This window comes from Desulfobacter curvatus DSM 3379 (assembly GCF_000373985.1).
In the GTDB taxonomy this organism is placed as follows: domain Bacteria; phylum Desulfobacterota; class Desulfobacteria; order Desulfobacterales; family Desulfobacteraceae; genus Desulfobacter; species Desulfobacter curvatus.
On sequence record NZ_KB893055.1, the window covers coordinates 34,800 to 56,771 of the forward strand.

Here is a 21,972-nt window from a genome sequence, read left to right on the forward strand (position 1 = left end):
AGGATTTTTAAGCGAATCAAAAGACGTATGCCTTGGTTGCCGTACAGGATAAAAAGGAGATAAAATGGATTATCAGTCATTTCTGGCAGACAGAACCCGGCTTATGCAGACCAATGCCATCCGGGAAATTCTCAAAGTGGTATCAAAGCCCGGGATCATCTCCCTGGCCGGGGGAATTCCCTCCCCGCAAAGCTTTCCCATGGATCTTTTTGAGGTGCTGGTTGAAACGGTTATGGCAAAATATCAGTCCCGTGCATTTCAGTATGATCTCACCGAAGGGTTTGAGCCCCTGCGCGAACAGGTCAGCGTTCTTTTGTCCCGGCGCGGGATTATTGCATCACCTGATGAGATAAATATCACCTCCGGCTCCCAGGGCGTTTTAGATGCCATGGGCAAGCTTCTGATCAACAAAGGGGATAAGATCGCCGTGGAATCCCCCACCTATCTTGGTGCCATATCCGCGTTTAATCCCTATGAGCCCGAATATATATCCATGGAGACAGACGACCAGGGGCTGATTCCCCAATCCCTGGATGAGACGCTGGAAAACCATCCAGTCAAACTGATTTACCTGGTTCCCACATTCCAGAATCCCACAGGCCGAACCCTGTCCCTTGAAAGAAGGCAAAAGATTGCCGAGATCATCCAAAAACACAATGCACTGCTTGTGGAAGATGATCCCTACTCTTCGCTTCGTTACCAGGGAGAGGCGGTTCCGGCCATTAAGACCCTGGCGTCGGATAATGTCATCTATGTTTCCACCTTGTCCAAGGTATTTGCCCCCGGGCTTCGCATCGGATTTTATGCGGCTCCTGAATTTCTGCGCCAGTGGCTGGTCCTGGTCAAGCAGGGGGTGGACCTTCACACATCGACCTTTAACCAGGCTCTGGCTGCTGAATATCTGGAAGGCGGATACCTTGATACCCATCTGCCAAAGATCATTGAGTTATACAAACCCAGGCAAAAGGCCATGCTGGCAGCCCTTGAAAAAATGATGCCCAAAGGATATGTCTGCACCCCGTCTGAAGGGGGGATGTTTTTGTGGGTGACCGGTCCTGACGGCCTGGATGACCTGACATTATATGAAAAGGCCGTGGAAAACGGCGTGGCGTTTGTGCCGGGCCGGTTTTTTTATACAGACCCGTCACAGGGCAAAGGCACCATGCGGCTTAATTATACCATGGCGGATGAGGCCACCATTGGAATCGCCATTAAAAAGCTTGCTCAAGCCGCAGGTCAGGAATGAGGCGGAAAAAATCAAAGACCAAGGGCTTTTTGGCAGCGTAGCAATTCTCCGGGGTCACCGGTATGTTTGCCCGGATCATCGGACAACTTAACCGTGGACCGGCCTTCCATGCCGGGTTCAGGCTCTACCCAGGATAATTTGATCACAATATTCAAAGGATCAACCCCCACGTCATTGGTCAGATTGGTGCCGATGCCATAGGAGTCCTTTACCTGTCCCCGGCAGAATTTATGAATTTTAATTGCCCGGTCCACATTCAGGCCATCTGAAAACACAATGACCTTGGTCGCCGGATCAATACCCTTTTCTTTATAATGGCTGATGATGTCCCGGGTAAAGATTTCAGGGTCTCCGGAATCGTGGCGGACACCGGAAAACCGCCCGGCCCGGTCCCGGGTGAAGGCCTTTAAAAAATTGTTCGTAGTAAAGGTGTCGGTCAACGCAATGCCCAGCACATCGGGATAGACCCTAAGCCAGGCATCCATGGCCGCGGCATTGGCCGCGGCATAATCGGTTAAGGCGGCATGGAACATAATCCACTCATGGGCCAGGGTCCCCACCGGGGCAAGCCCGTAAACTCTGGCAAAATGCACATTGGAAGTACCGGTCATGCGATGGTGGTCCAGCGCCAGAACATCCTCAAGGAAATGGGCGTGGTTGGCAATGGAAAACCGCCGCCGGGTACCGAATTCCACAAACGTGAGGCCGGCATTGGCCATCATTTTCGCCTTGGTCTGGTTGCGCTCCCGGATGGCCTGCCTGGACATAATTTCAGGACTGGTGATCTCGAAATAGGTTTCGGAAATGATGGCCATCAGCGGCACTTCCCATAAAATGGTCCGGCACCACGGCCCATCCACCCTGACAAAAAGCGTATGCCCCTGCTGGGAAATTTCCACCTGGTCAGGATCATAATGGTATGCGGCCAGATAATCCAGATACGCTTGGGTAAAATAGGGGCAGGCCTTTTCCAGCCACACCCTTTCTTCACGGGTCAAACTTAACCCTGCCATCTGCGCCACCCGCTCTTTAACCAAGCGCTCAAAGCCTTCAGGAAAAGGGGTTTTCCCCCGGTTGGTCAGTTCATACCCAACCCGGGCCTTGGGATACAGCCGATGCACAGCCTGCTGCATGGTGAATTTATACAGATCATTGTCAAGTATCGTCTCAATCATGGGCCTATACTATTTCTAAAAAAATTTTGTTTGTATATAACAGCCATGGGCTGACCTGACATATCAACGGCCAGGCATAGCTCACAACAAAGTTTGAAAGATCTCTGTAGTTTACACAGACTTTCATATAAAGTACCAAAAGGATTATTTTAGGGTATAATTTTCAAAAAGGACAGAGACTTTATGCAGATAAATACAAAACAGGACCATACCGCCGTAATTGTTGTGGATATCCAACAGGATTTTACCCAGGCCATGCAGGGCAGCCTGGCCGTTGAAGGCGCAGACCAAGAATACCTTGATAGGGCAGAGACCGAAACCCGGCGGCTCAAGGCACTGGGTTACCCCATCTATGCCACCCAGGACTGGCATCCGGCAGACCATATCTCTTTTTTCTCCAACCACGACAACGCCAATCCCTATGATCTCATTGAAATTGAAGGCCGCCAGCAGGTATTATGGCCCCCCCACTGTGTCCAGGAAAGCCCCGGTGCCCGGATTTTGATAGATGAATCCCTTTTTACGGCCATTGTAAAAAAAGGGATGGACCCGGCCTTTGACTCCTATTCCGGTTTTTTTGATGACGGAAAAAAAGATACCGGCCTGGCTGATATCCTCAAAAAGGCCGGCATAAAAAAACTTATCGTTTACGGACTGGCAACGGATTATTGCGTCAAGGCCACGGCCATGGATGCTAAAATGCTCGGGTTTGACGTGACACTGATCAAAGACCTGTGCCGGGGTGTTGCACCGGAAACCACGGCCGCCGCGCTGGAAGAGATGAAAACAGCCGGAGTCGATATCTGCTGAAAACAAATTAAGGAACTTTACACAAAAGGGTTGGCTGATAAATAAGAAACAACTCTCCGAACGCGATATTTGTACCAACATCCTCTTTTTTGAAAAAGGCGGGCCGACCAAGACAGTCTGGTTCTTTGAACACCCCTATCCGAAAGACTACAAATCCGACTCCCGGTCCAAGCCGTTGACCATTGCTGAATTCGATCTTGAAAAAACGTGGTGGGGCGGTGCCGGGCGACGTGGCCGCAAGACCACCGAGCATGCCTGGAAAATCCCGGCCAAGGAGTTGACAGCCCGCAACTATAACCTTGACTGCAAAAACCCGTACGAAGAAAAAGTCAACCACCGCGATCCCCAAGAGCTGATGGCCGCATATCAGGATATCGTGAAAAAACTCAACAAAGCACAGGCTGCGTTGAAAACTGAATTGATGGCCTGCCTCAAGGGAAAAGCATGAACAAGACCCATTTAAAAACGACTGAATACCGCAACTGGCTCAAAGCGATCAAACAAAGGGTAAGGCAGACCCAGGTGAAGGCGGCAGTACAAGTGAATACCTCGCTGTTGACCTTTTATTGGGAACTGGGTGCCGATATTGTGGAGAGACAGAAAACGGCCCGATGGGGCAGCGGCTTTCTGAAACAGCTCAGCCGGGATTTGATGGCGGAATTCCCGGATATGAAGGGGTTTTCTCAGCGCAATCTTGAGAGTGTGAGGCAGTGGCATTTAGCAATCAGGAGAGCGGGGATGAATAAAGAGAACGCCACCCTGGTTGAACAGCACTTCGACACCGCCTTTGCCGCGCCTGACGGTGTTGCCAAATTGCATGAGTTGATCTTGACTCTTGCCATGCAGGGCAGGCTGGTGGAACAGGATACCAACGACCCGCCTGCCAGTGAACTTCTGAAGGAAATCGAGGCCGAAAAGCAGCGATTGATTAATGAAAAGAAAATCAATTTATGGCTCTCTGCGACTCTCTGGAACACCAGATTGACGCCGCAACCGGCAAGCAAACCGAACTCCTCAACGCCCTGATGGCTCAGGTATAGGCCAAAAGATAATCAATAAACGCCTGGTTGGCCCGGGACAGATGACGATTTTCCTTCCAGGCAATATCCAGGTCAAGAAAAAATGGGGGCGAAAAGGAGACGGCGGCCAGATCTTCATCGGCGGCAGCCACCATTTTTAAGAAGGTGGAGATCCCCATGCCTTTTTTAATCAGGGAACGAACCAGGGAAAATAAATTGGTTTGAAACACAGCATCCGGGATATATACGTTTTCTTTGATCAAATCATCCATCAGCTCGCGCATGTAGTAACCGGGGGGATACATAATCAGGGGTTGTTGAAAGTATTCGTCAATGGTGATGGATTTTTTGCCGGCAAAGGGATGATTTGTGTCAACCACGGCCACAATCTCCTCGCGCAGAAACCGCTTGTGGCAAATGCCGTGGGCAATTTTGTACCCGGCAATCACCCCGATGTCAATTTGTCCATGGGCAATCATCCTGTGGATACTGGCGGCCCCGTCTCCGTTTACCGCCACGTTTATTCCGGGATACCGATCCTTAAACCCCATAATAATTTTCGGAAAAAAATGGGCACTCATCATGGGTGGGATGCCGATTTTAACCTCCCCGCTTCCCAATCCTTTAAGCTCGGCCATCTCTGCTTCTGCCGCTTTAAAATTATCAAGAATCAAATTGGCGTGGGTCAGCAGGCGTTTTCCCTCCGGGGTTAAGGAGACGGTCTTCTCCTGCCGGTTGAACAGCGTCAGCCCGATCTCTTCTTCAAGCTTGCGTATGGATATGCTAACGGCGGGCTGGGCAATATGCAATTGTTCCGCAGCCTTGGTGAAGTTCCGGCATTGGCAGACGGCTTTAAAAATTTGTAGCTGGCGGTCATTCAAAATAAACAAATAAAATAATTATATCGTTAAAATAAAAACAATATATTTTACTTATGACCTTGCGGCAAGTATTTTCCTGCCCAGACACTTGATGGGAAAACAACAGCCACAGCACGGGAGGTAAAATGGACGATACAAAATTCATACACAAGGGCAGTCGCCGATACTACCTGGCCAACCTGGCGCTTTTTCTGGCAGGATTTGTCACCTTTGCGAGCCTTTATGACTTTCAGCCGCTGTTTCCCAACCTGGTCCGGGAATACGGCATCACTCCGGCCATGGCCAGTCTTTCGCTCTCCGTTGCCACCTTCTCTCTGGCATTTACACTGCCCTTTTCAGGCTCCCTGTCCGATGCGGTGGGCCGGCGGCCATTGATCATTTCTGCCTCAATTCTGGCACCGGTTCTGGCCTTTGGCGCTGCGGTTCACCACGCGTTTTCAGGCATGCTTTTGCTGCGTCTGGGGCAGGGCATCATCCTGGCCGGTGTGCCGGCAGTGGCCATGGCGTATCTCAACGAAGAGACCGAGCCCAACGCCCTGGGTGCGGCCATGGGGCTTTATATTGCGGGTAACGGCATGGGCGGGATGTCGGGCCGAATTCTGACTGCCTGGTTTACGGATCTTATGGGCTGGCGATGGGCGCTGGTGTCCATGGCATTGCTATGCTTTGTGTGTGGCCTGATAGTCTGGGCCTGTCTGCCTGGGTCACGAAACTTCTCAGGCAAACCCTTTCAGCCCAGGGCACTGCTGGTCTCCATGGCGGATCATCTTAAGAATCCGGGACTGCGAAGATTGTATCTGATCGCCTTTTGCTGCATGGGGGGCTTTGTCACCCTTTACAACTACGTGACCTTCCGGCTGCGGGGTCGTGATTTCAGCCTGAGCCATACCCAGGTCGGTTTGATTTTCCTGGCCTATGCCTTTGGATCGGTCAGCTCCACGGCGATGGGCAACCTGGTAAATACCTACAGACGGCGGCGCATTCTATCCTCGGCACTGTGTATTATGACAATCGGCCTTGTACTGACGGTGGGATCTTATTTGTGGCTGGTGATCGCGGGAATTGTGCTGTTTACCATTGGGTTTTTCGGGGCCCATTCCGTGGCATCGGCCTGGGTGGGTCAGCTTGCCGCCCATTCCCATGCCCAAGCCTCATCATTGTATCTGTTTTTTTATTATCTGGGATCAAGTATCTCCGGCACCATCGGCGGCACCATCTATCACGGATGGGCCTGGCCGGGGGTGGTGGCGCTGATCCTGGCGCTATTGGGCATTGCTTTTATCATCTGCCTGGGTATTCAATCTGTATCGCACTGCCAAAAACCGATTTCACCCCTTGCGCCCTAACCCGACCGTCCCAGTTTGGTGAAGGATCAATCAAAGTAAATGGAACTAACGGTTAATTTTGCTCTGCCCCCATTTATCGCAAAAAGATCGTACTCAAATCCGTTGACAGCGATAAACCAAGTACGATATCTTAAACCCCAAATTATCAGCGTTATTATTCTTAATTAATTAAAATTTAATTTTTTCAATACAACGAAGATTGGAACACCCAATATCTTAAATCTCTATTCGTTAGGGGTTCCTTTTTGAAGGAAAAACCATGATTACAAAAAAATCCGAGCGGCGGACCAGTATTTTGTCTAAGACGTCATTTGTCAGCGGCATCATTATCCTGATCTTTTTAGCGTTCAATAGCTACTTTGCAATCCAGCTTGCATCCAACCTGGCCGGCAACATGATCCAGGTGTTTTCCTCTAAGCAGAAAACAGCCTTGGAAAAGTCCAGGGTACGGATGAAAAAAGCACTTGAAACCGATATGAAGGTCAATCTTGAAATCTGTACAAGCGTGACCCGGGGTTTTTTGTACAATTTTGACCAAGAGGAGCTATTCAAACTTTTGTCCAGCTATTTGAAACTGGACGGCATTGTCGCCATCAAGGTTCTGGACGCCCAGAACAAGCCCTTTGGGGCGGCCTGGAAAGCCCCTGCCATCACCATGGGAGAAACACTTCCTGACACGGCCCAGGTGGACGAAAAATTGTCCATCGTGCAGGATGCCCTTCAAGAAGGCAATAAGGTGGGCAGCGTCCGGATCTATTACACCGACGCTCTGGTAAAGGAAAGCATCAAGGACCGGGAAGCCAATACCCGGGAAAACATTCAGGCCTTCAAAACCATGGCCCAAAAGAATATCGGAACAGCCATTAAGAGACAGATCGCGACTGCCGCCGTGATTATCCTGGCCCTGATCGTCACTTTGGTGATCTGCCTGAAAATCTTCGTGACCCGGCCCATTAACAGCACCGTTGCCATGATACGGGATATTGCCCAGGGAGAGGGGGATCTGACCCGGCGGCTAAAAATCGGGAGCCAGGATGAAATCGGGGCGTTAGCCACCTGGTTCAACCGGTTTATCGAAAACATCCAGAGCCTGGTCCGGGAAGTGTCCGACAATGCCACCACCATCAACCAGGCATCCACGGAATTCTCGGCCTTATCCGAGAGTATGAACAGTCAGGTCGGGGGGCTGTCGGACCGGTCCGTCACCATAGCCCAGGCCGCAGACAACATGAGTTCGAACATGACCTCTGTGGCGACGGCCATGGAAGAGGCCTCCTCCAATATCACCATGATGGCTACGGCCTCGGAAGAGATGTCGTCTACCATCAACGAAATCGATCAAAACGCCGAAAAGGCTAAAAGCATTACGGACAATGCCGTTTCCCAAACCCAACAGGCTGCCGATGAAGTCAAAGAACTGGGTCAGGCTGCCGAGACCATCGGCAAGGTGGTCGAGACCATCAACGATATTTCCGAGCAGGTCAATCTTCTGGCCCTAAACGCAACGATAGAGGCAGCAAGGGCCGGTGAAGCCGGCAAGGGTTTCGCCGTGGTCGCCAATGAGATTAAGGGCCTGGCCAACCAGACGTCCGAAGCCTCGGGTGCCATCAAAGAACAAATCCTGGGGATTCAGAAATCCAGCGGCAAGACCGTGGATGCCATTACCAACATTTTAGGGATCGTATCAGAGATCGATACCATTGTGGCCACCATTGCCACGGCGGTCGAGGAACAATCCACTGCCACCCGGGAGATTTCGGAAAATATTGCCCGCACATCCGCGGGGATCATGGAGGTCAACGAAAATATTGCCCAAGGCTCTTCCGCCTCCCAGGAGATGGCCGGGAATATCGGGGAGATCAAGGAAAGCGCCGGCAGCCTATCCTCTTCCAGCCACAACGTCAAGGCCAATGCCGACAATCTCTCAGAGCTTGGCGATCATCTGGAAGGACTGATGGGGAAATTCAAAGTTTAGGGACACACCCATTACCGCAGTCATTTTTAGGCGGCGTCGAGCAAATTCTTTGCCGGTGCCGAATTCAAAATAGATTAAAAATAAGGAGGTTCAACATGAAAAAACAAGTAATTTTTGGCTTCTGTCTTTTATGCCTGGCCGTGCTCCCCGCCCATGCCCAGGATCTTGAAATCGCGGTAGATAATGCCAATCCGCCTTTTATGTACAATGACGCTGGAAAGGCTGCCGGCCTGTACCCTGCGATGCTGACAGCCATTTTCTCCAAGATGAACGTACCGGTCAAGGTGTCAGCCTATCCTTGGAAGCGGGTCTTGAAAATGGGAAAAGACGGTGCCGCCGGAATCGGGGGGATTTACAAAAATCCGGATCGTCTTAAAATATTTGACTATTCCGACTCGATATTTTCAGAGCGGCTGGTTCTTTTCATCAACAAGGACAAGGCGTTCAATTATTCCGGGGTAAAGGATTTGTCCGGAAAAAAGGTGGGCATCCTGCTCGGATGGAGCTATGGAGCGGACTTTGACGAGGCCAAGGCACAAAAGGCATTTATCGCCGAAGAAGGAAAGTCTGACGAGGCCAACTTCAAAAAGCTGACCCAGGGCTGGCTGGACTGTGTCGTGGCCATCGAATTAGCCGGGCAAAAGCTGATCGCCCAAGAAAAACTCCAGGATAAAATAGTGATGTCCGGCACCCCGGTGGCCATCAATGATACGTACCTGGTATTCGCCAAAAGCTTAGATAAAAAATCACTCCTGACGCAGTTCAATAACGCTTTGGCCGGGATGAAGAACGACGGTTCCTACGACGGCATTATCAAAGGGGTGATCTCGGATTAATCAGAACTAAAAAAGCCATAATCCTGGAGAGAGGGCGCAATGAGGCTTCCATTTTCCACCATAGTGTCCTTTAATGGGCGCCCCCAACCACTTTCCGCAGAAAAATTTGCAAGCTTAAGCAACCCATGGTCGTGAGAATGCAAATTTTTCTGCAACTATCAAACTTAATGAGCACACTCTATTTGAAACTGCGCTCAAACAGATCCTGCATCGCAGCCGCAGCATCATCGGTGAGATTCCGGGTGCCGGTTCCTGTAAAGGTTTTATGGTGAATCAAGGGGGTGGCCATCTTCCAGTCATTATCCACCCAGGAAAACCAGGCCTTCCGGTCCTGCTCGTAGACAAATATCGGACGGTTGAACAATTTGCCCAACTCCACACCCCAGCCGGTGCCTCCCTTAACGGTCTTGTCCGGCAGGATCCACCCCACGGTAAAGATCTGGTATCCATTATTGACCATATGAAAAATGGACTGGATAACCTTTCTGATTCTATTGCCTTTTGAAAAGGACCGACCCAGGCGGGTCGAGACGATATCCATTGAGATATTCCCCTTTTCAAGCTCTTCCTGGTTCAGCAGCCTCACGCCTGCTTCCCTGTCAAGGACATTTCCTTCAAAGGAAAAATTGACTTCCTTGACGCCGTATTTTTCTGCAAGTTTTCCAAATTCGGCTTCAGCGCCCCTGTGTCCCCCACTGTAGAGTGTAAATTGAGACGGATCATTATTCATGGTTGTTACTCCTCACATTAAATGTTCACCAAATTAAAAAAACTGGAATTGGATTTTAATCTTCAATTGAATTCTGTTTCGATAGATTAATTTTTCATCTTATAAAAATCGGTTAAGATAAGCAAGCCGGAACCTGTGTCAAGAGCATAAGATTTAAAAATATTAATTTGAAGGCAGACACAAATGGGGATTAACCTAAAACCTGGGTTGCAAACCCGTGTGACCATGGTACACTAAGGAGCCTAAACTTATAAAATCCCCAACAAGGTTTTGCGGCAATTTACTACAGCAGCAACCTTGAGTGCCTTAAAGCTGAAACCCTCATGACGTCTGCAACGTTGGGGAAACCTTTTTCCACCATTAAACAAATAACGAGGTCGTTTCTGTGAAATCAAAAGCCCTTGAAGTCAACCTTTCAGATACCCGGGCAGATGTCACCATTGATGATCGGTATCTTCTGCTCCTTGATTTTTTTAAAGGATACGTAGGCATTATCAACCGCCTGGAAACTTTTTTAAAGGAATTATCCCACCCCTACCGGAACTGGGCCTTCATTGTTAATGAGTCCCGGCATTTCTCCCTTCACTATTTTCATTTATATTCCAGCGAGCCGGATGGACGAAAGGTCCTTGATCTGCTCTGTGATATTTTTAATTCGGCATTTGAATCCGTACCTGATTCTGAAATCAAATCCAATGCTGCGGACAATCTCATGCAGATTCTGCATTATATCGCCAAATCCGGGCCACAAGGACTCGAAGTGCTCAATGGTACACTGATCCATGAAGTTGAACGTATTCTATCCCTGGATGACGCTGATTTCTTCTTTTTTGTCTGCTCCTATTACCAGCCCGACGCCATAGTCAAGCTGATGACCAAAAACGATGCACTCCCGGACGATCCTAATTTACGATCTGCCTTAAATAAATTTTTAATTCGCTTTTTTGATCTCTCTTTTGCATTCTGGCTCAGTCAGGATGACCCTGTGGCCTGGATGAAAAACAATATGGATGAATGGCGCGGCGGGCCGGATATGCTCACGCTTTTGGAGCCGGTATCCCGGGAGCGGATTCAAAAACAGCAACAGACCTTGATGCAGATAAAAGCCCTGCCGGCCGACGACATGAACGCCTTATCCGCCTTGATGGAACTGACCGGACACAGGGACCATATCAAACGGTTCAGGGAGATACCCCGGCAAATTTTTTCTTTTGCCCCGGAAAAGACCTTTGGAAAATATGTTAAGCTGACCTTTCTGTTTTATATTATTCATGCACCCGGCCTTTCCATTATACACAGAGAAGCGTTGGGCGATATTCACCGCACCCTGATTACCCTGATCGGAGAACGGGGGGATTATAAAAAAGACATGGTCATTGTTGACCAAACCTTTGCCCTGCTCAAGGAGCACAAAGGACGGTATCCGGAAACCGTGCTTGAATGCATCCATAAAATCGGGGATGCCGTATACAATACCGACGAAATCGAGCTGATCAATCATTTCATTGACCGGTCCGTGGACCATGGGTTTCAGTTCCCGGATATTGCAGGCACCGGAGAAGACTGGCAGATCAAATGCAATGTGGCCCATGTGAAAAATATCCGGGTATTTTTAACCCTGGTGGCCAGGCACCCGAAAAAATCCAAACGCCTGCTGTCGGCTTTGATCACCTCCCTGGCCGTGGGCGGCGTGTTTATCCGGGACACAGACCTGTTTCCCCGGGACATTACCACATTCCTCAATGCGGACATAGCACCGGTGTATAATCTGGTCAAACAGCTAGCCCGGCTGCTGCCCACCTTTTTCAATGAAATCGGTGCCGAAGGAGAGCTTCGGGATACTTCCACCCGTCTGGATGAATCGGTGTTTCGCAGGGACAAGCTGATCCATTTCTTACGCAAACAATGCCATGTGGAAAGCTCATCAAGAATCGTGGATTTTATCCGGGAAGTCATGATGTTCTGGAAAACCCTGGATAAAACCCCGCTTAAACCCTACCTGCCCCCGTCCATCTATAATACTATCCAAACCAGCGGAAAATACATTGACGGTACCCATGCCGTTTTCCGCACCCTGGCCCGGAACAAGTTGAACACACCGGTTGACTTTCTTGCCGTCCCACAGGCCGACATTGAGGCCATCATTGAAAAGACAGAAGACGCAACCGACCTGGATAAGGAACGGGTTAAACTGATTATCCGGTTCCACGCCCTGCTCAATGAAAAATACGGTATTGAGAACCTGGATCTTGCGAACTATGTCAACACCCATATGTCCCAGGGCCTTCCAGATCCCCGGGATATCCTCCATGCCCTGAATGAAACTGATCCGGAAAGCCGTATCGGCGGACTTTTATCCTATATGGCGGAACTGAAAAACATTATTTTGTCCAAGGAAAAATTTGCCGTAAACGAATCCATTTACCACAAGCGCCACATTGCCGTTGACATCCCGTCCATGTACGGGTCTTACAGCGAGGCCAAATTTGATGCCCTGGGCATGACCCTGAGACTTGAAAACCTCATCAATGTACTGTTTGAGGATCTCATCGACAGCATTGACCTGCGATTGATCACCAAGCCCACCTTTGTAAAAATCTTTTCCGTTCTTACGCTCTTCCGCCAGGCCCTGGCCCTGGACGGCATTATATCCAACAAGCTGGATACCCAGCTGGAATTTTTGAAATACGCAATTAATATTACCACCTGCTCCTTTACCCAGTACCTGGATATTTTCAAGGGATTTACCCGGGCGGTGGCCGATGCAGTCAACGACCATTTTAACAATCTGCACTCTCTGAATCTGATCAATCTGGACAACCGCATCGGCCGGGAAAACATACTTGAAAAATACCTGCCCGAAGGGTTGGGGCCGGCGGCCAACATTCCCAACACACCGGCCGCCGCCAAAATGGCCAAAAAACTGGACCAGCGGGTGGCTGATATTTTTTTCCGGGACCGGATTGCCACATCCCTTGGACTCCAGCAGCTGGATGTATTTTTAAACCGGATTTTAAATACCCTGTTCCGCCAATCCGAACGGCTGACCCAGGATGAACTGTCCGCCCTTCTCAACTACGATCCCAAAGCGGCGGTCTGCTCCATTGATGCCGGGGAGCTGTTCAGCAACAATATCATTTACCTGGGCAACAAGGGCTTAAATATCATAGAACTTAAGCGTCTGGGGATTAAAGTGCCCAACGGATTCATCATCACCACAGAGGTGTTCAAATGCCTGGATCTCATTGACAACTACATCCCGGCATCGGTGAATTTTCAGCAGCTGGTGGCCCATATGCTTGCCCAGCTTGAAAAGGCGGAAGGGAAAAAATTCGGGGACCCGGAAAACCCGTTGCTGCTGTCCGTTCGTTCGGGATCATCCATTTCACAGCCGGGGATGCTGGATTCATTTTTAAACGTAGGCATTAATGAACAGATTGCCGAAAAAATTGCCGAAAAGTCGGGGAACCCCTGGTTTGCATGGGATTCATACCGCAGATTTATCCAGGCCTACGGCATGGTTTTCGGTATCCAGAGAGACCGGTTTGATGCCATCATCAGAAGCCATAAAGAAAAAGCCGACATCCGCTTCAAACGGTACTTTACAGGGGAGCAAATGCACGAAGTGGCCCTGGAATACAAGCAGCTTTTGCTGGACCAGGGCGTAGAGCTGCTGGAATCCCCCATGGACCAGTTATTTTTGTCCATTAAAAAAGTATTTTCATCCTGGAACTCCAAACGGGCTAAAAATTACCGGAAAATCATGGGGATTTCAGATGACTGGGGCACGGCTGCGACGGTTCAGTCCATGGTGTTCGGCAATCGTTCCAGGGAATCAGGCTCCGGTGTGGTGTTCACCCACAGCCCCAAACTGCCCGGGGACGCCATCCGGCTGTGGGGGGATTTTACCATTGGCAACCAGGGGGAAGATGTGGTATCCGGTTTAGTGAAAACCCTGCCAATCTCCGAACTGCAAAGGGAAATGGAAGGCAGGGGCGTAAAAATAAGCCTGGAGGAACGGTTTCCTCTGGTGTATGAAAAACTAAAAAGCATTGTTCTGCAGTTGATTTATGAAGAAGGCTGGAACCCCCAGGAAATGGAATTTACCTTCCAGGGACAGGAAGTTGAAGATGTATTTATTCTCCAGGCCAGAGATCTGTCTTTACGGGATAGAAAAAAAATCAAGCGGTTTGATGCTGCGCCGGACAAGCTTGAAAAAATACAATTAGGCCAGGGAATCGGGGTATCCGGAGGTGCCATGAGCGGCAGAATTGTATTCTCCCTGGAAGAGATAGACGGCTTCAGGCGCCAGGACCCGGATACCAGCCTGATTTTGCTTCGCAATGACACCGTGCCCGATGACATTCTGGAAATTGATGCGGCAGACGGCATCTTGACGGCCAGAGGGGGACTGACCTCCCACGCCGCTGTGGTAGCGTACAATCTCGGCAAAACCTGCGTGGTGGGGTGTAAAAATCTGATCTGCAATGAAGAAGCACGCTTTTGTGAACTCAATGGTGTAACAATGAATACAGGGGATTTCATCAGTCTGGACGGCCATAAAGGCATTGTCTACCAGGGACAGATGAAAATCAGTAACCACTTAACCTCAATCTAAAAAAGGCAAAGGAAACATGAGCACAGACGCACCAAAGATCCTGGGCATTAACGGACTTGGAAGAATTGGAAAGCTGACATTATGGCACCATGCCGGCAGAAAATTTTTTGATGAAATCGTTATCAATGTGGGTCGGGAAGTCGGCACCGGCATGGATGATCTCATTCATTATATTGAACGGGATTCCACATACGGCCGTCTGGAGGCATTTCTACACGGCTTTCGGGGAGAGCCTGTTATCACGGATGTTGATCCGGATTCCGGAACCTTTATGGTGAATGGGGTAAAAATAAGAATTCTTTCCACAGACCGCAATCCAAAAGATATCGCATGGGCGGATCATAATGTGGAACTGGTGGTGGATACCACGGGCCAGTTTCTTGATCCCAATCTCGAATCAAATGCGCCAAAGGGCTCCATCCGGGGACACCTGGAGGCTGGTGCCAGGAAAGTTATTGCGTCGGCGCCCTTTAAACTGAAACAAGGGGCCGTGGTTCCCGATGATGCCGTTACAACGGTGATGGGTATCAATGACAAAGACTATGACCCTGTCCGCCACTGTCTGATTTCCAATGCCTCCTGCACCACCACCTGTCTTTCCCATATGGTCAAGCCGTTGCTGGATGCCTTTGGCCTGGATCGGGTGCTGTCCGCATCCATGGCCACGGTTCATGCGGCCACAGGCTCACAGGAGGTGCTGGACCGGTTGCCCAAAACCGGAAAAACCGATCTGAGAAAAAACCGGTCCATCATGAATAACATCATTTTGACCACCACAGGTGCAGCCAAGGCGTTGCAACAGGTGATCCCGGAAATGGCCAGTATCGGTTTCATTGCCGAGTCTGTGCGTATCCCCACCGCCACCGGATCTTTGATCGTTCTGGTCATCAACCTGCAGGAAGAACTGGACACGCCGCCGGTCAGAAGGGACGTGATCAACCAGATCTATCAGGACACGGCCAAAAAACAGTCCGACGGTTATCTGATCTTCACGAACAAACAGAATGTCTCCTCGGACATCATTGGTACCCCCAGGGCGGCGGCAGTCATCGAGGGCCATGAAACCCACACCCGCACAGCGTCTATTTCCATTAACCTGGGACATATGCAGGGTATTGACAAGGAAGTGCTGGAGAGTATCAAGGATCGTGTCGGTTCCATCCAAGTCACCCAGGCGGTCATTTATGGATGGTACGACAATGAAATGGCATCTTATGTCAACATGCTGGGGGACAGAACCGTAACCGTTGCCGAGTCCATGGAATAAGGGGGCTTGGTTTGTCTAAAAACTCCCTTTTTGGTATTGCTTTACAAGGTTAATTTCAATGTCATAAACTCAAGCGTTACGTATTTTGTTTTACCATGAAGGGCATGAAAAGCATGAAGAATATACCGGAAAATCAATCTTCATGCTTTTCATGGTTTTAATCTGCGATGTTTCAGCGGGGCACCTTAAAAACTTTTTCCAGAATATTTTCCATGGGGCAAAATCCGGTAAATGCGGACTGGACAAGATTTATCCCCACAAAGGCTGTGAACAAATACCAATAAGGCGAAACCAGCCATCCCAAAAACAGGGTGATAAGAACAACACTGCCGGCAATGGCGCGGATATAATCTTCCATTTTCATGACAATTTCTCCTCGTATCGTACGATTTCGTAATTTTTAAAAAGATATGTGGAATTCACACAGATCTTTCAACGAGGGCTGAACCACAGTAAGAAAACCAGGTCAGCCCATGGTTTAAAGTAAGGACAAATTATAATGCCGTCAAGAAACCGGGAAATCTATCTTTACCGGACTGACAGGAATTAAATGTAACTTGGCGTGAGGCGGGCGGCCCAGCTGCCATTTGCTATTGGGTCAGACGGTCTATTTTTGCCGTTAAAAGGTCTAAAACCGAATCATTCTGACCGCTGCCGGGGAAGATGATGTCCGCGTATCTTCTGGAAGGCGCCACAAACCGGTCGTGCATGGGTTTGACCGTTTCGAGGTACTGGCGGACCACGGATTTCCGGGTGCGGCCCCGGTGCTCAATATCCCGGGTCATTCTCCGGATGAACCGGATATCCGGGTCGGCATCCACATAAACCTTAAGATCCATCATCGCCCTTAAGGCTGGGTCAGTAAAAATTAATATGCCGTCAATGATGATGACAGGGCAGGGACGGATGGTGAGCGTCTGCGCCAGCCGCAGATGGGTGTTATAATCATATTGGGGCGCTGTTGCCGACTGCCCGTCAAGGAGCGCCCTAAGCTGTTTGGCTAAAAGGGCTGTGTCCAGGGCATCGGGGTGGTCATAATTCACCGGGGCTCGGTCGGACGATGGCAGGTGGGGATGATGTTTATAGTACCAGTCATGCCGGATAACGGTAACGCGGTCAGGTCCTGTGTGTTGCAGTATCCTATTGATGAGCCAGGTTTTTCCGGACCCGGAGCCTCCTGCAATACCGATCACATACGATTGCGGTCTGTCCATGTCATAGTTTCCTGTTGCTGCCCAGTGTTGTAAAACCTTTTTTCAGTATAAAAAAGGTAAACCGGTATCCTGCCAAAATCAATCTTTTTCAGAGTCGTCAAAAGGTGTGCCAACCTGTCTTTAAGGATTTGCACCCCACAATGCTTCTGTTATTCAATGCTGTTTTTAAAAAGGCCTGGGCGGCAGCTGATACCATTATGACCTTGGCATTACTCATTTCCCTTGTGCCTATCATGCGAACACATGTTTTAAAAATTCAGATTAATGCAAGGGATCTAAAATTGGGATCATTCAGTCTAAGTAGTTCCTGTAGAAAAACGACTGTTTTGCCCAAAGCCGGTCGAAACAATTTTGCGTAGCTTCTTTGTTGCGTTTGGGGTCAAACGTCGTTTATTTTTCAATTTTGTGGGATTTATGGTTCTCAACTATCTCCTTGGGTACAATCTGTTGGATCTGATTCGTTTTTTTATAAAAACGATGCTATTTTTTGCAGATTAAAAGTCACTATACTCAGGCTCACATAGTTTTGGAAGCCTTTCCACCCCGTCCAGTTGCATCGTTTTAGACCATATCCACGCATCAGCCCAGAGATAAGCCCCTCAATACCGGCCAGATAACGTTGAAGCCGCTTGAACCAGCGTTTCTTTTCTATTTTTTTTAGGTGCCTTGGATCTGTCCAGGTTTACATATGGACGCCCTTCTGACGCCTGAATCATATGCTGTTTTTTCATTATCTGCATTGAAAAACCGACGGTTTCCCGCCAAAGCTCGGGGAGCATGGGCATATTGCCTTTTATGCTTTTCAAGAATATCTGAGACCATGTCTCCGTCACAAGGATTCCCCCGGTAACATTTATACTGGGTTATGATTCCGCTTTTACCAGAAGCGACCGAAACCTTATGATCAAACTCTGCCGGGACTGCGATTGACAGGTTTGCTTATCTGAACATACTGTAACATTTCGTTTTACACTTTTGGCTTTCGGTTCTACATGACTTTCTGCATTCTTTATAGGTATTAATGGTATTAATATTGATACAATTACGTTCACATTTAGTTGCTTCATCACTGCATGTTGATGTACACTTTTTTATAATCTTTAACTGATCTTTGTCATGACCTGTTTTTTTTATAATTCGTCTTGCTCTGCAACAATCTGATTGGCCATTTATAGTGCAAGGAGAATATCCTGAGGGACAGTCTGCCATAGAAACTGAAACCATACTGAAAAATGTGATGATAATTATGCCTACAATCGCAATCTTTGATACTGTCATCATTCTTTCCTTCCCAGCACTAAGCTGTGAATATTAATTTGGGGATAATACGAAACATAATCTCATAGGCCTAGCAGGTTCTATTTGTGAAATCAAGCTTAAAAGTAACCGTCTAAATGTTAGGTATACGATAGAAAAGAATATCATCGTTTTCCAGTTTGATGATTTTTTCTGGTGAAAAAGGTGTTGTCCAAACTTTATAATTTCAAGTGGTTATGTTTGGATAATGTTTTTTGGATGGGCGCTATCGTCCAGGCACCGACTAAACAACCGGTGCTTTGGCGTGGCTACATCTTTCCAGCCGAATGCTTTTTAAAAGACCGCCAGGAAGTACCGATAGTTTTGGATGGTTTTTTTTTGAATTGAGCTTTTGGTACGCCATAAAATTTTTGATTGCTTGTGACATTTTCATGGTGATGCCCTCCTTTAAAGATGTTGTTATCATCCTGGTGGATCAGGATAAAGACAGTATAGTATACAAAATTTCCGGGGTGAAAAACTGGGATTTTTTTTAGAAACGCTCGGGAAATGCCTGCATCGTGGGCATGTGCACTTGATCTGTTATTGGTCGGGAGCTTTGAGCTTCAAATAATCCGGTTCAATACCATAAGTGATAGGCTTGGTATTACTCATTGATTAAACAAGATAATTCCAATACAGCCTATAGCAGATAAATTTTGCGTTTTATACCAAAATCGTATATCGTTTTAGTATTTCCGCAGTGTTATCATAAATTCGTAACTATTATGAGGAGATTAACATGTTAAATATCCCGCATAAAATCAAACTGGTCCTATGGATCTGTGCCCTCGTGATAACAGGGTTTTTCGTAGTTCAGATTTTCAATGGCGATGCCCAATATCCTGAAAAAGCACAGAAGCTATTTTATCTTGCCATTATATTAAGTGTGATGAATCTCATCCTTCTAAAGCTGAACTACAGCAAGCAGCGATTGATTTTCTATCTGGAAGGATCATTGGATGCAATGGCTTTCCCAGTGACCACGACAGATATGAATATGAAATGGGTATTTGTTAACAAAGTTACGGAAACATTATTAGCCCAACATAATTTGAATAAAAGAAGTGTAATTGGTAAACATTGTTCAAATTGGCAAGCCGATATCTGTGAGACAGAAAATTGTGGGATCAGCTGCCTTCGAAAGGGGAGGCAGACGACTCATTATAATCAAGAATATCCTGATGCACCCAGCACATATATGCAGGTCGATACACACTATATCAAGGATGACACTGGGAAAAAGATTGGTCATGTGGAATTGGTCACCAATGTCGATTCAATGAAACAATTATCAGAAACTGCTAAGATCTTAACACCATCCTCTGAGTCTTTGCTTGAAGTATCAAAGCAGTTTGAACAAAATTCTCTTGACACGTCACAAAGATCTGATTCCGTGGCGGCAGCATCTGAAGAGATGAGTTCAAATATGCAATCCATGTCCAGCGCCATGGAAGAAACAACGATGAACATGAATCATGTAGCCTCAGCAGTTGAAGAAATGAATGCAACCATTAATGAAATTGCAAAAAATTCTGAAAACGCACGAAGTATGACAAACCTTGCTGTGGAGCAGGGGAAGAATGCGTCTGTTCAAGTAAGCAAACTTGGAGAATCAGCAAAGATGATAGCCAGTGTTACCGAAGTCATCTCAGACATTTCAGAACAAACAAATTTGTTGGCATTAAATGCCACCATCGAAGCTGCCAGAGCAGGAGAATCCGGTAAAGGGTTTGCTGTTGTTGCCGCCGAGATAAAAGAACTTGCAAAACAAACATCTGATGCTACTGAAGAAATCAAACGAACAGTTGAAACTATTCAGACTTCAACCGACGGTACCGTCTCTGAAATTGAGAACATATCAGATGGGATAAATGAAATTAATGATATTGTTTCTTCTATCGCCTCTGCTGTTGAAGAGCAGGCTGTTACAAGTCAGGAAATGGCCAAAAATGTCGGGAATGCTTCTTCCCGAGTCGCCGAGATAAACGATAACATAAACCAGAGTTCTTCGGTATCAACAGAAATTGCTGAAGATATTACTGTTGTGCATGAGTCTGCGAGCCAGATTGCCCAAAATAGCTCCAAATTGACATCCAAGGCAGAAGAATTAGCGTCCTTAGCTAAGAAGCTATCTGCTATGGTCAGTGATATTTAACTAAAAGTATCATGGGTCCACTACAATTTAAGATATAAAGACGTGTTGACTATGAACTGAACCGATGCGCGGAATTGGCCATTTTAAAACATCCCGGTTGCATAAACCCTAAAAAGACTCCCTACAAAATTTGCCGGAGAACGGGGGGCGCAGAGGTCCATGGTCCCCTTCAATCAAGTTTCTAAGCATTTTCTATTCTCATTAAATAAGCTTACAATATTCCATATCTATCCGTAAGGATGAGATTTTCTCACCAAATCAAGGAGGTAAAAAATGCCTAAAAGTCTTAGAACTCAATTTATGGATTACATGACATTAAATCGTTATTCACCATGGACCATCCAGCACTATATAGACATTGTGAGGAGGCTTGCAGAATATTTTAACAAATCGCCAGACCTGATCACCCAGGAAGAAATTCAAGAGTATCTACTTTATCTTTATCGGGAACGTAAGCTCGAATGGGGAACTTGTAATACTCATTTATCCGGTTTGTCGTGTTTTTACAAAAATGTTCTCAAATGGGAAGAGAGAAAATTTAAACTGCCGCCACGGCCCAGAACTCGAAAACTCCCTAATGTGATGAACGTCGAAGAGGTTAAAAGGCTGTTTGAAGCGGCAGCCAACCTTAAACACCGAGTTTTTTTAAAAACGGTTTACAGTGCCAGACTCAGGGGAAAGTCCGGGGGGGGGTTGTCCGACCAAAAAACGGAGCCTGATCGAAGGGTAGTCTTCACCTCGGACCCTTGATTTGATCTTCCAGATTTTCGATCTTGATCACCAATAACAAAAGTAGCAAACGCCGCTTCTAAATGGGTGTAGGAGTCCTTAAATACCATTAAAGCTCAGATTCCCAACCTGAACCCCAATACCATATTTTGTGGCACCGGTTCAAATTTCGAAATTACATTTAATGTTCTATAAAATTGAATTTGACGGATGCCGACCCAAAAAGCTGATAGGGGCGGCGGTTGGAGTTACGAAAGACGTGGCCAGCTTTTTGGGGTCGACCCTCAGCCAATTGTTAGTTGCCCTCTGTATTGTGCTGTTGATTATTCTGGGGCAATGCTGCCACACACAATATCGAGATAGCAGTTATCCAGAAGTAAATATTCTGCGACAATTATCTTGTCCGGTTGACGACAATTACCTTGACCGGTTTGTCGTGATAAAACCCCAGACACTAAAATTCACTTAATTGGAGGTGCAATCCCGTGTCGGGGAAATCAATAACCGAACAACAGATAAGGATATACATGTCAGCAAGAAGCAAAGGGACTATTCAAATCACAGCAGCCGCAAAGGCCGGAATATCAGATCGTTCAGGACGTAGAATCGAAAATGGCAATATTTCTCAAGGAGACAAACCCATGCGTCATTGGCGTACACGCAAGGATCACT

18 protein-coding genes are annotated in these 21,972 nt (G+C 47.6%); 11 read left to right on the plus strand and 7 right to left on the minus strand.

Going from position 1 to position 21,972, the window contains the following annotated elements; genetic code table 11:
* Positions 1-64: 64 nt before the first annotated feature.
* Positions 65-1,246, plus strand: coding sequence for an aminotransferase-like domain-containing protein (locus B147_RS0111940; RefSeq protein WP_020587432.1), 1,182 nt, complete (start codon positions 65-67; stop codon positions 1,244-1,246).
* 11 nt (positions 1,247-1,257) lie between these two features.
* Here B147_RS0111940 and pncB read toward each other — a convergent pair whose 3' ends face one another.
* Positions 1,258-2,421: a nicotinate phosphoribosyltransferase gene (gene pncB / locus B147_RS0111945; protein WP_020587433.1), complete on the minus strand. Its 1,164-nt coding sequence runs from the start codon at positions 2,419-2,421 to the stop codon at positions 1,258-1,260.
* A gap of 183 nt (positions 2,422-2,604) precedes the next feature.
* Between pncB and pncA the strand changes: the two genes are divergently transcribed.
* The 3 genes from pncA (at position 2,605) to B147_RS32455 (ending at position 4,257) form a co-directional block, all read left to right on the plus strand.
* Positions 2,605-3,231 (plus strand): bifunctional nicotinamidase/pyrazinamidase, encoded by a 627-nt coding sequence (gene pncA / locus B147_RS0111950; protein ID WP_020587434.1) that lies wholly within the window; start codon positions 2,605-2,607, stop codon positions 3,229-3,231.
* A 67-nt stretch (positions 3,232-3,298) separates the two neighbouring features.
* A complete protein-coding gene (locus B147_RS0111955) occupies positions 3,299-3,679 on the plus strand; it encodes an N-6 DNA methylase (RefSeq protein WP_281167885.1) in 381 nt (126 codons plus the stop codon).
* Positions 3,676-4,257 (plus strand): DUF1016 N-terminal domain-containing protein, encoded by a 582-nt coding sequence (locus B147_RS32455; protein WP_020587436.1) that lies wholly within the window; start codon positions 3,676-3,678, stop codon positions 4,255-4,257. The genes B147_RS0111955 and B147_RS32455 overlap by 4 nt, the downstream gene beginning before the upstream one ends.
* Before the next feature lie 4 nt (positions 4,258-4,261).
* On the opposite strand, the gene B147_RS0111965 is transcribed toward B147_RS32455, so the two are convergent.
* Positions 4,262-5,140 (minus strand): LysR family transcriptional regulator, encoded by an 879-nt coding sequence (locus B147_RS0111965; RefSeq protein ID WP_245569001.1) that lies wholly within the window; start codon positions 5,138-5,140, stop codon positions 4,262-4,264.
* Positions 5,141-5,256: 116 nt separating this feature from the next.
* On the opposite strand from B147_RS0111965, the gene B147_RS0111970 reads away from it, so the two are divergent.
* From B147_RS0111970 to B147_RS0111980, 3 genes are all read left to right on the plus strand, one after another.
* A complete protein-coding gene (locus B147_RS0111970) occupies positions 5,257-6,477 on the plus strand; it encodes an MFS transporter (RefSeq protein ID WP_020587438.1) in 1,221 nt (406 codons plus the stop codon).
* Between the two features lie 259 nt (positions 6,478-6,736).
* Positions 6,737-8,452: a methyl-accepting chemotaxis protein gene (locus tag B147_RS30270; protein ID WP_020587439.1), complete on the plus strand. Its 1,716-nt coding sequence runs from the start codon at positions 6,737-6,739 to the stop codon at positions 8,450-8,452.
* A 95-nt stretch (positions 8,453-8,547) separates the two neighbouring features.
* Positions 8,548-9,288: a substrate-binding periplasmic protein gene (locus B147_RS0111980; protein ID WP_020587440.1), complete on the plus strand. Its 741-nt coding sequence runs from the start codon at positions 8,548-8,550 to the stop codon at positions 9,286-9,288.
* A 178-nt stretch (positions 9,289-9,466) separates the two neighbouring features.
* On the opposite strand, the gene B147_RS0111985 is transcribed toward B147_RS0111980, so the two are convergent.
* A complete protein-coding gene (locus B147_RS0111985; RefSeq protein ID WP_020587441.1) occupies positions 9,467-10,018 on the minus strand; it encodes a hypothetical protein in 552 nt (183 codons plus the stop codon).
* A 385-nt stretch (positions 10,019-10,403) separates the two neighbouring features.
* Here B147_RS0111985 and B147_RS0111990 point away from each other — a divergent pair, with 385 nt between their 5' ends.
* Together B147_RS0111990 and B147_RS0111995 are read left to right on the plus strand one after the other, a co-directional pair.
* Entirely contained in the window at positions 10,404-14,636 is a 4,233-nt protein-coding gene (locus B147_RS0111990; RefSeq protein WP_020587442.1) for a PEP/pyruvate-binding domain-containing protein, read from the plus strand.
* 16 nt (positions 14,637-14,652) lie between these two features.
* Positions 14,653-15,903: a type I glyceraldehyde-3-phosphate dehydrogenase gene (locus tag B147_RS0111995; protein WP_020587443.1), complete on the plus strand. Its 1,251-nt coding sequence runs from the start codon at positions 14,653-14,655 to the stop codon at positions 15,901-15,903.
* A gap of 172 nt (positions 15,904-16,075) precedes the next feature.
* On the opposite strand, the gene B147_RS0112000 is transcribed toward B147_RS0111995, so the two are convergent.
* The 4 genes from B147_RS0112000 to B147_RS31760 all read right to left on the minus strand — a co-directional run bounded on the left by B147_RS0112000 (position 16,076) and on the right by B147_RS31760 (position 18,807).
* A complete protein-coding gene (locus tag B147_RS0112000) occupies positions 16,076-16,267 on the minus strand; it encodes a YgaP family membrane protein (protein ID WP_020587444.1) in 192 nt (63 codons plus the stop codon).
* Between the two features lie 226 nt (positions 16,268-16,493).
* On the minus strand, positions 16,494-17,117 hold the full coding sequence (gene udk, locus B147_RS0112005; RefSeq protein WP_020587445.1) for a uridine kinase: 624 nt from the start codon (positions 17,115-17,117) through the stop codon (positions 16,494-16,496).
* A 466-nt stretch (positions 17,118-17,583) separates the two neighbouring features.
* Positions 17,584-17,769, minus strand: coding sequence for a transposase (locus B147_RS33505; RefSeq protein WP_083927887.1), 186 nt, complete (start codon positions 17,767-17,769; stop codon positions 17,584-17,586).
* Between the two features lie 888 nt (positions 17,770-18,657).
* Complete coding sequence (locus B147_RS31760; RefSeq protein WP_020587448.1) at positions 18,658-18,807, minus strand: hypothetical protein; 150 nt, start codon at positions 18,805-18,807, stop codon at positions 18,658-18,660.
* A 348-nt stretch (positions 18,808-19,155) separates the two neighbouring features.
* On the opposite strand from B147_RS31760, the gene B147_RS30275 reads away from it, so the two are divergent.
* Both B147_RS30275 and B147_RS28240 read left to right on the plus strand, forming a co-directional pair.
* Positions 19,156-20,571 carry a methyl-accepting chemotaxis protein gene (locus tag B147_RS30275; RefSeq protein WP_020587450.1) on the plus strand — a complete coding sequence of 472 codons (1,416 nt, stop codon included), beginning with the start codon at positions 19,156-19,158 and terminating at the stop codon, positions 20,569-20,571.
* A 273-nt stretch (positions 20,572-20,844) separates the two neighbouring features.
* The gene (locus B147_RS28240) at positions 20,845-21,321 is read left to right on the plus strand and encodes a site-specific integrase (protein WP_020587451.1); all 477 of its coding nucleotides are present in this window, start codon (positions 20,845-20,847) and stop codon (positions 21,319-21,321) included.
* Positions 21,322-21,972: the final 651 nt, after the last annotated feature.